Source organism: Pseudoalteromonas sp. MIP2626, assembly GCF_013414205.1.
GTDB lineage: Bacteria > Pseudomonadota > Gammaproteobacteria > Enterobacterales > Alteromonadaceae > Pseudoalteromonas > Pseudoalteromonas nigrifaciens.
The window spans coordinates 1-12,721 of sequence record NZ_JAATTW010000013.1 but is presented as its reverse complement, the minus strand read 5'-3'; the positions used below and the strand labels follow the sequence as shown (position 1 = coordinate 12,721).

The 12,721-nt window shown below is 40.0% G+C and carries 10 protein-coding genes and 1 tRNA gene; 4 read left to right on the top strand and 7 right to left on the bottom strand.

Annotated features, from left to right (window positions below; genetic code table 11):
• Positions 1-58: 58 nt before the first annotated feature.
• Positions 59-262 (bottom strand): PLDc N-terminal domain-containing protein, encoded by a 204-nt coding sequence (locus HC000_RS07875; RefSeq protein ID WP_011326860.1) that lies wholly within the window; start codon positions 260-262, stop codon positions 59-61.
• The gene (locus HC000_RS07870; RefSeq protein ID WP_179807379.1) at positions 259-1,329 is read right to left on the bottom strand and encodes a potassium channel family protein; all 1,071 of its coding nucleotides are present in this window, start codon (positions 1,327-1,329) and stop codon (positions 259-261) included. Before HC000_RS07870 ends, HC000_RS07875 begins: the two co-directional genes overlap by 4 nt.
• Before the next feature lie 179 nt (positions 1,330-1,508).
• Here HC000_RS07870 and HC000_RS07865 point away from each other — a divergent pair, with 179 nt between their 5' ends.
• Positions 1,509-2,819, top strand: coding sequence for a TIGR00366 family protein (locus tag HC000_RS07865; RefSeq protein WP_179807378.1), 1,311 nt, complete (start codon positions 1,509-1,511; stop codon positions 2,817-2,819).
• A gap of 58 nt (positions 2,820-2,877) precedes the next feature.
• Here HC000_RS07865 and HC000_RS07860 read toward each other — a convergent pair whose 3' ends face one another.
• A complete protein-coding gene (locus HC000_RS07860) occupies positions 2,878-3,894 on the bottom strand; it encodes a site-2 protease family protein (RefSeq protein ID WP_179807377.1) in 1,017 nt (338 codons plus the stop codon).
• A gap of 176 nt (positions 3,895-4,070) precedes the next feature.
• On the opposite strand from HC000_RS07860, the gene HC000_RS07855 reads away from it, so the two are divergent.
• Positions 4,071-5,300: an EAL domain-containing protein gene (locus HC000_RS07855; protein ID WP_179807376.1), complete on the top strand. Its 1,230-nt coding sequence runs from the start codon at positions 4,071-4,073 to the stop codon at positions 5,298-5,300.
• A gap of 13 nt (positions 5,301-5,313) precedes the next feature.
• On the opposite strand, the gene HC000_RS07850 is transcribed toward HC000_RS07855, so the two are convergent.
• The gene (locus tag HC000_RS07850; protein WP_011326855.1) at positions 5,314-6,390 is read right to left on the bottom strand and encodes a hemolysin family protein; all 1,077 of its coding nucleotides are present in this window, start codon (positions 6,388-6,390) and stop codon (positions 5,314-5,316) included.
• 81 nt (positions 6,391-6,471) lie between these two features.
• Here HC000_RS07850 and HC000_RS07845 point away from each other — a divergent pair, with 81 nt between their 5' ends.
• Together HC000_RS07845 and HC000_RS07840 are read left to right on the top strand one after the other, a co-directional pair.
• The gene (locus HC000_RS07845) at positions 6,472-8,973 is read left to right on the top strand and encodes a prolyl oligopeptidase family serine peptidase (RefSeq protein WP_179807375.1); all 2,502 of its coding nucleotides are present in this window, start codon (positions 6,472-6,474) and stop codon (positions 8,971-8,973) included.
• A gap of 228 nt (positions 8,974-9,201) precedes the next feature.
• Complete coding sequence (locus HC000_RS07840; RefSeq protein ID WP_011326853.1) at positions 9,202-9,921, top strand: response regulator transcription factor; 720 nt, start codon at positions 9,202-9,204, stop codon at positions 9,919-9,921.
• On the opposite strand, the gene HC000_RS07835 is transcribed toward HC000_RS07840, so the two are convergent.
• The 3 genes from HC000_RS07835 to HC000_RS07825 all read right to left on the bottom strand — a co-directional run bounded on the left by HC000_RS07835 (position 9,918) and on the right by HC000_RS07825 (position 12,717).
• Entirely contained in the window at positions 9,918-11,429 is a 1,512-nt protein-coding gene (locus HC000_RS07835; protein WP_089367560.1) for a YifB family Mg chelatase-like AAA ATPase, read from the bottom strand. The genes HC000_RS07840 and HC000_RS07835 overlap by 4 nt on opposite strands.
• Positions 11,430-11,462: 33 nt before the next feature.
• On the bottom strand, positions 11,463-12,077 hold the full coding sequence (locus HC000_RS07830; protein ID WP_011326851.1) for a trimeric intracellular cation channel family protein: 615 nt from the start codon (positions 12,075-12,077) through the stop codon (positions 11,463-11,465).
• 563 nt (positions 12,078-12,640) lie between these two features.
• Positions 12,641-12,717 (bottom strand) — tRNA-Met (locus HC000_RS07825).
• Between the last annotated feature and the right edge of the window lie 4 nt (positions 12,718-12,721).

Genomic DNA, 12,721 nt, shown 5'->3' with positions numbered 1-12,721 from the left:
AAAATTTAAACTAGCGGCCTGCAATACCACTACTTCCTATTGCCCAAAAGCCTTATATTTAAGGCTTTTTATTTTGCCTTTTTTTACGCCCATGTTTAGGCACTATGGCTAAATACATAATAAGCCCTAACCACGAAAAAAATACAATGCCAATTAACCAAGCATTTTTTTCGTGGCCTTGAGTACGCTTACTATTGAGTACAATAACCACAGGTAAAATATAGGCAATTAAAAGAATGATTAAAAATATAACTTCGTTCATGCTTTTGCCAAAGCCGGCCAGTCAACCTCACGACTTAATACTCGCTCTACTGCTATGTAGTGCAAAATGTCGCCGGCGCTAATTTTATAATCAAGCGGCGGATTTAAATCCATATTTTGTGCACTTAAGTTGTGCGCCACACCAAGTAAAATAGCATCATGCTGATGTTTAAAATGATGAAACAAAGTACCAAACTCCATCTCTTTGCTTTGCTCTGGAATGGCTAAGCTAAACTGCGTATCGCCATGTAAAATTGATAGGAGCTCTTCGTGCACTCGGCTCGAACCTGGATCTTGCATTGAACGTACGAGTATTTCTGCCGATTTAACACTGCTGCATTCTACATTTTGGCAATGCTCTAATAGCATATCTACTTTTGTTTCATCTAAAAAATGCGCGCTTATATGGCAATCATCTTTAACTAAACGGCTAATACGCAATGCGGTAGTAAAGGTTTGATCGTCGTCTTGGCCGTCAATAATCACTTTATCGGCGTAGCTTATAGCTACACGTTTTAGCTCCTCTAAATCGGTAAAGCTACTTAACCGCACAAAGTCGACACTTTCGTTACTTAAAAATGGGTGCTCCATTTGCTCAGTTACTGCAAGTAAAATACGCCGTTCGGTACGTTTAGTGTCGGCCAGAATGTAATCAATCATTTTTTTAGTACGGGTATCGTGCCAACCAAAAATAATAATATGGTTGCTACTGTGAGCAAAGTTTTTATCACCAGTCATAGCGCGCCTAATTAAGTAAGTTATTGTTTGCCCTGTTTTGCCTAACAGAACGCCAAATAAAGCTAAACCAAAAGGTATTTGTATTAAAGCCACCACCCAACGCCCTAAATCTGTGGTTGGGCTAAAATCGCCATACCCTACGGTTGAAGTGGTTACCGTGTAATAATAAAAAAAGGTTGTTAGGGAGGTGAGTGCTTGCTCATTTGCTATATATAACAATCCCCATGTTAAAAGCATATGAGTCAAAATAGCCAGTGCCACTGCTTGCCAACTCAACTGATCTATATGAGCCCGTACAAGTAACACTAGCCTTTTAAATATCACCGGCATAATACAAAGTCTTAGTTAGTAAATTATCTATAAACAACACGTTACTTTATGCTATTGGTTTAAGCAATATTTTCACTATTCTCATTTAAACATAACGCCCATAAGACTAAATGCGGTTTGCCAATTAATGTTTTTCGTGATTAATTACCCTGCAAATAATACTAACAACAGTCCTAGTTATGCTTAATAAAATAGCCACTCCCTTTACCAAGCTCGTTGAGCGCTACCTGCCTGATCCCTTTATATTTGTAATACTGCTAAGTGTTATTACCTTAGTTATCGCTAGCGTGTTTACTCCAACAACCGGTATTGAGGTACTGCAAGCGTGGGGCGATGGTTTTTGGAACTTACTTAGCTTTGCAATGCAAATGCTGCTGGTGTTAATTACCGGCTATATGTTGGCAAGCACTCCACCTATTAGTAAGTTACTAGAAAAGCTCGCCACCTTTGCTAACACTGCACCAAAAGCAATTATATTAGTAACGCTTATTTCACTACTCGCTAGTTGGCTTAACTGGGGGTTTGGCTTAGTTATTGGCGCGTTATTTGCCAAAGCCATTGCTAAACACACCCGAGTTGATTACCGCTTATTAGTTGCCAGCGCCTACTCAGGTTTTGTAGTGTGGCATGGCGGGTTAGCAGGCTCAATTCCACTGACGATAGCCACCGAAGGGCACTTTTTGCAATCAAGCATGGGGATTATTAGCACTGAGCAAACGCTATTTGCTGGCTTTAATATTGCCATACTAGTAGGGTTATTTATTATTATGCCGCTAGTTAACCGTTACATGCTACCAAGCGCCGAGGAAAGTGTTTACATAGACCCCGCACTATTAAAAAGTACCTCCCCTGCAATAATTAATATTACCAGGCCAGCCCAACACTTAGAGCAAAGTAAATTACTTGGTATTACAATTGGCTTACTGGGGTTAATTTATTTAGGTTATTACTTTTTAGTTGCCGGTGGCGGCTTAAACTTAAATAGCGTAATTGCGTTGTTTTTGTTTTTAGCTATAACCTTACATCAAACACCGCATAACTTACTCAATAGCTTACAGCAGGCAATTCCTAGTGGCGCAGGTATTGTTATTCAATTTCCGTTTTATGCCGGCATTATGGCGGTAATGGTTGATAGTGGCCTAGCACAGCAAATATCAAGCGGTTTTATTGCCATAGCGGATGCAGACAGTTTGCCATTTTTTAGTTTTATAAGTGCCGGGTTGGTTAATATATTTGTGCCTTCGGGCGGCGGACAATGGGCGGTACAAGCGCCAATTGTAATACCCGCAGCGCAAGCGCTTGGCGCCGACATATCAAGGGTTGCAATGGCAGTAGCTTGGGGCGATGCGTGGACTAACTTAATTCAACCTTTTTGGGCATTACCTGTACTTGCTATAGCAGGCCTAAAAGCCAAAGACATTATGGGATTTTGTGTAGTGCAGCTATTTGTAACTGGGGTATTTATATCCTTAATGTTGAGCTTTTATTAACTGTATAAAAATAATGTATTAAGCAGGACTGCAATTACAGCCCTGCTTTTAAATACGATTAGCTCGATAATATTTTCATTGGCAAGCTTAAAATGGGGTTTTCTGAGTCAGCAAAATGCATCATCACTGCTACATGTCCTGCAACCACCAGCGCATACATCACCGCTGAAAAACCTTGGCCATACTTATCAAGTGGCATTAAATGTGAAGTGTGCCTGCCGCGCCATTCAAATACAATTTCCAGCGCACCAATAAACAAAAAGAACACCAACAACATTAAACCAAAGGTGTAACTTAGCCATAAACCAAACAGTACTCCCAATAAACATACACTTAAACCGACCCATGAGCGCATAGAAAAGCTAATACTTTTTAATACATGGCCACCATCAAGCGGTAAAATAGGCAGTAAATTAAATAAGTTAAGCAAAGCGCTAAGCACAGCAACACCGGCAAATATTTCCATTTCGGTAGCGTAGTACAACACTAAACTTAATACTGACGTTATAAGCCCAAATGCGGGGCCCATTAAAGAAATCACTACATCTTGCCAGCGAGTGGTAATTTTATCATCACTTACTGCAAGCCCGCCTACAAACGGAATTAAATAAATGCCTTTGGTTTTAATGCCAAAATATTGCATGGCACGCACATGGCCGTATTCATGCACCACTAAGCAAGCAATAAGCATAAGTGCAAACTCAATACTGAATAACCAGGCATAGCCGGCAACTGACGCTCCCGCTAACACCACCTTAATTACTTTGGCACTTTTAAATAACTTAAAACCAAGTGCGGCCAATCCTAGCCAGCCTTTTTTAGTTTCATCGCCAGTAGCTGCAGGTAAAGCAAGTTGCGTAGCAAACTCATCGTTTACAAACAACGAAATACTCTGCTCATTTACCAATGAGCTATCAATACCTATTAGTTTGTTATCAAAAGTAAATTGATAATAGTTGTCGCGGGGGTTATCAAAAGTAATCGCTTGTTGACTATGAAATATCTGCACAACTTTTTGCCCAGAAACCATTAGTGTAAAAGGCTGTTCGGCTAACTTAAGTTCTATTCTTATCATAATTAAAACCGTTTAAAACAATAGCGCTAGTATACCGACTCAGCTAAAAAACACGAGCGAGCATGATTAATAACAACTTTTTATTAGCCGGCTAATAAACACATTAAAAGAATGGCAAACACATGAGAATCTACTACTTTTACAGTAGTACATACTATGCATTGAAAGGGATAACAGTGAAAAAAGTAGTGCCTAATATTCTGGTCGTTGATGACTCAAAAGCTATTTTAATTGTAATGGAAGCAATCCTCACTGAGTTAGATATGTCGGATACCATAACCACTTGCCTAAGTGCTACAAAAGCGCTAGAAAAAGTTAAACGTGACATAAACTATTTTGATGCCATTTTTACCGATTTAAACATGCCTGAAATGGATGGCATGGAGCTAATACGCCATTTAGGAGAGCTAAATTACCAAGGCGCCATTATTATTATTTCTGAAATGGAGCATAAGGTAATTAGTTTAGCTGCCAACTTAGCCAAGCAGCATAATGCTCACCTTATCGGTAATATTTCTAAGCCCGTACAATTAACTCAAGTAGGCTCCTTGTTAAATAAAGTTGCCTATTTAAATAGCCACACTTTAATAAAAGAACCTGCTATTTCAAAAACAGAGCTTATTAACGCATTAAAAAATGACGAAATAACGCCGTTTTATCAACCTAAAATATGTATTAATACCAGTAAAATAAAAAGTGCTGAAGTATTAGCGCGTATTGTGTCAAATACCGACGGTAGTATAATTTTACCAGCTCGTTTTATTAGCCTTGCTGAGCAACATGATCTAATTAATGAAATTACATTTGCGCTCTTTGAAAAAGCCACCAGTGATTTCGAAAATATAAAAGAGCAGCTAGGACAAAATTTAAAACTGGCATTTAACTTATCCCCCATGCAGTTAAACGATCTTAGCTGCCCAAATAAGCTATTGCTTATATTAAAACTTAACCAGCTTAAATCTAGTGATATTATTATTGAGATAACCGAACAACATGCACTTTCAAGCCTAAGCCAATTAGAAACATTAAACCGCTTAAGAATGCATGGTTTTGGTTTATCGCTTGACGATTTTGGCGTTGGCTTTACTAACATGAGCCAGCTTAAAAACTTGCCCTTTACCGAAATAAAAATAGACCGCACACTTATTAGTAATATAGAAACAGATCAGTTTTCTCAAGTTGTTGTAAGCTCCCTCATCGACATTACCAATCAAGAGCATTTAGAACTAGTAGCAGAAGGGGTTGAGCGCCCCGAAGAGCTTGCCTATTTAAGGCATTACAAAACTCGCTTAGCAATACAGGGATTTTTATTTAGTCGTCCTAAATCTAAGAGTGAATTTATAGACTGGGCACAATATTGGATTAAAGTGACAGGAAATACCATTAACTATAAACCCCCAAGCTAATAAGGAGACCTCTTTAGTTGTCTCCTCTAGGGTGTTTATCCTCTTCAGTGACTAAGTTTTTACTATTTGCCAAACGTTTATGCCAACGCTGCTTCGCAACCGCACGCATATTAGTGGACTGATCGCGCTCATCTACAATTTCTAAACCCATTAGTGCTTCAATCATGTCCTCAAGCGTAACAATACCCTGTACGTCGCCATACTCATCAACCACTAAACAAATATGCGTGCGGTCTGTTAATAAGGTTTGTAACAACGACGACGCATTTTGCGAACTAGGAACCGTATAGATTGGCTTTACTAGTTTACTAATTTTGTAATCGCTACCTAAGCGATGACATGCCAACATAATATCGTTTTTATGCACAAAGCCGATAATATCGTCAGTGTCTTTATCAAACACCAATATGCGAGAAAACGACGACGAACCATGCAGGTTCAAGTATTCGTTTACGGTTAAGTCTTTATGAACTTTAAAAATAACTGTACGTGGGGTCATCAAATCGCATAATTTGGCATGTCTAAAATGTAATAAGTTACGAATTATTTCAGACTCATCTTGGTGCAGCGCCCCCGACTCAGTGCCTATATCGGCCATGGCTTCTATTTCTTGGCGAATATAATAGGCTTGGTCATGCTTTGGTCCCATTAAATTTGTCAGCTTTTGTGCAAGCCATACAAAAGGTTTAAGCAATATAACTAAAAAACGTAAACCGTAAGTCACACTTGGGGTAAGTACTCGCCAATAGTTTGCCCCTAACGTTTTAGGTATGATTTCAGAAAACACCAGCACAAATAAAGTCATCACTGCAGAGGCAACCCCTACTGCTGCATCCGAAAATACAATAGCTGCTTGCGCGCCAACTCCAGCGGCTCCGGCGGTATGCGCCACCGTATTAAGCGTTAAAATAGCCGCTAATGGCTGATCAATATTATTTTTTAGTTTTTCGAGCTGCTTAGCTAATACAGGCTGCTTTTTACGCAGTAATGCAACATAACTAGGTGAAATGCTTAACAGCACGGCTTCCATTACTGAGCATAAAAATGAAATAACAATGGCAACGACCATATAAACTATCAGTAATGTCATTTGATCTCCGCTTAGTTGAATATATGGGCATGATAACAATACATGCTATATTTGGCCAAAGACTCAATAATAGGTATAATAATGAAACTTAACGCACTTTGGCGTCATAGCAATAAACTATTTAAACACTCCTTTGCCCTTTTTACTCTTAGCAGCTTAAGTTTTGCTACGCTTGCAGCGCCGCTTGATAAATCTAAAATTCAATTTATTGGGCCACTGGCTGAAAACATGCAATTAAAGCCTTTTCAAACGGCCCAAAGCGATACCATAATTAGTAACTTATTACCCCAGCTACAACTCCCCATAGCTAACTTTTCGGTGTTTGACAAAAAACACAGCTGGCAGCCATTTAATAAAATAAATGCACTCACTTTAGGCGGCTTACAGGCACTTAAGTTTAATATAGAAACCACGCGTTTTAGCCAAGGTACGTTAACCTTAAAAGGCATTGAACAAGGACAATTGTTTATAAATGGCGAATTGCAAAAGGCAGACAACAGCAGCTACAAACTCGCCTTAAATAATGGTAGTCATACTGCTATTATTGTTGCGCAACAAGTTGCAAATTGGCACGATGTAACACTCGACTTTGCACCAAAAACACCGAGCGATAACATTACCCTTAGCACTTCACAAACTAAGCGTTTATCGGCAAAGCAGTTATTTGATGCCCCCACTATTAGCGGCTTATCATTAGCACCAAACTCAGAGCACTATATTACGACAACGCGCCGCTTTAATGATAAAACTCTAAATCAAGCAAACAATGTAACTGAACTTAAAAACACCGACAATCAAACGCTGTATCGCTTTGAGGCAGAACAACCAAGCAACCTTATTTGGAGCCCAGACAATCGCTTTTTAGTGTATTTACTAAACGGTGAATTAAAACAACTCAACCGTAAAAACTTATCAATAAAAACCCTCTCTACTCGCTTAGAAGGCGCTAGCGGTTTTACCTTTTATAACGAGCACAGTGTAATATTTAGTTGGTCTAACCCTGCATCAGACAAGGGTAATGACAAGCTTACAAAGCATTATAAAGGGTTACAAGATCGCTGGTCATACGCACGCTCAGTAAGCCAAGTTTATATGCTTGATACACAAAGTGGTTTAATAAAAACACTCAGCCAAGGGCCGCTTTCGCATAGCTTTGAAGACTTTAACAATAAGCGCGGTAAACTATTAATGAGCCGCCCTGTAGTCGCTATGCAAGCGTCAACTCATCCAGAAACAGAACTAGTAGAGCTTGATTTAAAATCAAATAAGCTTACTTCTTTGGGTAAATTTAAAACTTTTAATCAGGCCAAATACGCCAATAAAGATGTGTATGTTGTTGCAGGTCCCGACTTTAAAAATGGGGCAGGTAGAGCATTGCCAAAAGAAATGCTAGCGAATAACTACGACGGTCAACTTTACCTGCTTACAGACGGCGGAAAAAACGTTAAAGCACTCAGTAAACAGTTTGATCCGGCAATTGGAAGCCTGAATGTATTAAACAATGGCGACGCATTACTAAAGGTTACTGAGCACGACACCCAACCGCTCTACCTATTTGATTTAAGTAAGCAGCGCTTTAAAAAATTAAATATCGGTTTAGATATTGTTGAGCAGTTTAGCTACTCAAACGAGCGCAACATTGAAATATTACTCAGTGGCACCACGGCTTCTAGTCCACAACAATTAAAGCGATTTAATATAAGTAAAAACACCGCTAAAATAGTCTGGGATTCAAAGCCACTTAGCTATGCAAATACACAAATTCCAACTCTCGAAGAATTTAATTTCACTAATAAAAATGGCGTTGAAATTTCAGGGCGTGTTTATATCCCAAATCACCTTGATAAAACTAAAAAACACCCAGCGCTGGTTTATTACTATGGCGGCACATCGCCAGTGACACGAGGCTTTACTGGACGTTATCCGTTTAATTTATGGGCGGCAAACGGGTATGTGGTTTATGTAATACAGCCAACAGGCGCTACCGGCTTTGGGCAAAAGTTTTCGGCGCAGCACGTTAATGCGTGGGGCAACTACACCAGCGACGATATAATTGCAGGCACGCAGGCATTTTTAAATAAATACAACTATGTAGATAGCGAAAAGGTAGGCAACCTAGGTGCCTCTTACGGTGGTTTTATGACTATGCATTTAGCAACTAAAACCGACTTATTTAGCGCATCGATTTCTCATGCTGGTATTTCTAACCTCACATCTTACTGGGGTGAAGGATGGTGGGGCTACTTATATTCTGGCGAAGCGTCTAAAAACAGCTTTCCGTGGAATAACCCCGAGCTTTATAGTAAACATAGCCCGGTATTTAATGCCGATAAAGTAACCACGCCTATGCTACTCATTCATGGTGACAGTGATACTAACGTACCCGTTGGCGAAAGCTTAACTATGTACACTGCACTTAAATTACTTAATAAAGATGTAGAGTTAATAGAATACAAAGGTGCGAACCATCAAATTATTGCCCGCGACAAACGTTTTGATTGGTGGAATACCATGCTAGCTTATTTTGATAAAAAACTTAAAAATGAGCCACAATGGTGGGATTATCTTTACCCTAACGACTAGTGCTAAATTGTTTTTAATAATTAAGTGAACTTAGATTAAGATATTTATTCTGAGTACAGCAGGCTAAATAGCACCTTTAATAAAACCCTAAAGGTGCTAAATTTTCTAAACTGTAAACTTATTAACTACTTTTGAAACATTAGCTTACTTAAAAACAATAAACGCCCTTCTCAGCCTTTACTTAATGGTGCTACCATAGAAAACTATAAGCATTAACAATAAAGTATTATGACTATTCATGTTTTATTGGTTGAGGACGACGAATTACTCGTTAAACGCATCCAAAATCATTTTACAAATACCGAGTTTACAATAGAAGTTGACCCTACTGGCGCCGATGCACTGAGCACTATAAGGTCGCGAGTTAATTTGCGCGGTGCTTTTTCATTAGCCATTATTGATATTGTTTTACCAAAGCGCGACGGCTTACAACTTGCAAAAGAGCTAAATACTCTTACCGATATTGGCGTAATTTTATTATCGAGCCGTGATTCACAGGCCGATCGCATTGCTGGCCTTGCCCAAGGCGCAGACGACTACATATGCAAACCCGTAGACTTACTTGAACTAGAGCTGCGCATGCGTGCTTTATATAAACGCATTGCACACTTAAATTCAGACAATGATAAAAACGATGATAACGGCGAAGAGTTTATAGAATATGCCGACTTTAAATTACACCCCGACAACCGCACACTAATTACAGCTACAGGTGCTGAATCGCGCTTAACCGAAGCGGAACATAAAGTACTTATTTGTTTAATTGGTAACGCAGGTAAAGCAACTTCTCGCGAAAAAATATCTGAAGAAATAGGCCAGCCTGATTGGAGCCCAAACGATCGTACTGTTGATGTGTTAATTGGCCGTTTGCGTAAAAAATTAAATGATGAAAAAGATCAAAAGCGCATTGTTACCGTACGCGGCAAAGGTTATATGCTCTCTATTTAGTACTTAGTTAATTGCGCTAGTAAGCGCTCAAAGGCGCGGTAGTTAAGTGCTTCTTTTAGCTCATTTAAGCTAATACGCTCCGCCCCTTTTAAATCACTAATAGTACGCGCTACTTTAATTATTCTATGGTATGAGCGTGGCGATAATGCCAGTTTTTCACTCGCTCTGGCTAAAAACTGCAACTCAGTGGAAGCGAGATCACAATGTATACTCATTTCTTTATTGTTTAACCGCGCATTCACTTTACCTTGGCGTTTTAGCTGCAAATAATAAGCAGCCTCTACTCGCGCTCTTACTACTGCACTGGTTTCTTCGGGTTTGCTACTTTGTAACTCAACACTCGTTAGCCTTGGTAATTCAATTTGTAAGTCAATACGGTCAATAAACGGCCCCGAAACACGCGACAAATAACGCATTACTTGATCAGGCGTTGCCCGCTTATCATTATGGCAACCTGTAGGGCTGGGGTTTAGCGCCGTAATAAGCTGAAACTGCGCCGGAAACTCCATTTGCCTTGCCGCACGCGAAATAGTGACAGTACCAGTTTCCATAGGTTCACGCAGCGAATCGAGCACTTTACGTTCGAACTCTGGCAACTCATCTAAAAAAAGCACGCCATTATGCGCCAATGAAATTTCCCCTGGTTTAGGGTTTGACGAGCCACCGACTAATGCAACGGCAGAGCAGGTATGGTGAGGGTTACGAAATGGCCGTTGTCGCCAATTAGTTAAATCAATCGACTGGCCAATAATAGAATAAAGCGCTGCAGTAGCAATTGCTTCATCATCTGACATGGTCGGCATAATGGTTGCCATACGTTGAGCCAGCATTGACTTACCCGTACCAGGGGGGCCCAAAAATAGTAAGTTATGGCCTCCTGCAGCGGCAATTTCGAGTACTCGTTTTGCCCCAGGCTGGCCTTTCACATCACTTAAATCGAGCAAAAAATCAGGAGCTTGCGTGCAATCTGGGTATTGTATATTTAACGGTAGTGGTTGCTGATTAAGTAAATCGCCCCACACTTCTGCAATAGAGCTTACGGCTTTGCGTTTAACCCCGTTAACTAAACTAGCTAAGCTATCATTTGCCAGTGGTAAAAAACAGCAGCGGTCCTGCTCTTTAGCAGCAAGCACCGAGGGCAAAATAGCATTTACGCCACGTATTTCACCGTTAAGTGCCAGCTCCCCGTAAAACTCATATTTATGAATGTCTGAGCACACTATTTGCCCTGAGGCGACTAAAATACCTACGGCAATAGCAAGATCGAATCGGCCACCGTCTTTTGGTAAATCGGCAGGGGCTAAATTAACAGTAATACGTTGATCGGGAAAACCAAACTTAGAATTTTCAAGTGCGCTACGCACTCTGTCTTTAGATTCTTTTACCGAGGCCTCGGGCAAACCTACAATATGAAAAGCAGGCAAACCATTACCTAAATGCACCTCAACAATCACTTCGGGGGCATTTATGCCCACCTGAGCACGAGAATATATGCGAGCTAACGACATTCCCTATCCTAATAAATACCCTTTAGCTTTAGTTTAGTCGGGATATTTAAAAACGTGTAATACAATACCCCATTTTATGGCAGCAAAACGCAGTAACAGAGTCATCAACATACTCAAAATCATCGCAACTTCAACGATAAGCGAAAAGTTAATACACAAGGTGTACACTATTCCCCCCGCTATACAGGTGGTTGCATAAAGCTCGCCCTTTAACAACATGGGGATCTCCCGGGCAAGTACATCACGAATTAGGCCACCAAAACATCCGGTAATAACCCCCATAATCACTGCTGTCATATCTGGCATACCGGCGAGCAATGCTTTTTGCGTGCCCATTACAGCAAAAAAAGCTAAACCAAACGCATCGGCAATTTGTAAATTATAGTGGGGTATGGTTCTTTGCTTATTTATTAGCCGCGTTGTTAGTAGTATTGCAGCTAAAATTGCAGCAAAATAACTTTGGTCGTGCAGCCAAAATACCGGAACATTTAATATCACATCGCGAACAGTTCCTCCGCCAATAGCGGTTACGGTAGCAAGTACAACAACACCAAAGCCATCCATCTTCTTTTCATACGCTACCAAGGTGCCCGATATGGCAAATACTGCAACACCTATTAAATCAAACCAGTGGTAAAGTTCTGTCATGCCTACTCTTGCTAAAATATTTACGTTACTGCTACATAAGCTACGCTAAGTTTAAAAAAATAACTACTTTTAGCACTAATTAAGCTGCTAAGTTCCTTTTATATTCAAAACTAACCTATAAACCCTATGAGTTAAATTAACCTTTATAGCCGTTTATTGCTCCTTCCTGATTAGCCAATTGAACGTGGTAAACAGTAAAGCGACGGCTTTTGGGTTGTAAGTCATTCACCAAACTTTAGACATAAAAAAACACTCTTTAAGAGTGTCTGTTTATTCTTATTTATTTCAGTGGTTGCGGGAGTCAGAGTTTATGAAGAGTGAACGCATCACGCAGTGACGACGACCTTCGGGTTATGAGTCACTCACTAAATTTTAGACATAAAAAAACACTCTTTAAGAGTGTCTGTTCATTCTTATTTATTTCAGTGGTTGCGGGAGCCAGAGTTTATGAAGAGCGAACGCATCACGCAGTGACGACGACCTTCGGGTTATGAGTCACTTACTAAATTTTAGACATAAAAAAACACTCTTAAAGAGTGTCTGTTTATTCTTATTTATTTCAGTGGTTGCGGGAGCCGGATTTGAACCGACGACCTTCGGGTTATGAGCCCGACGAGCTACCAGACTGCTCCATCCCGCGCCTG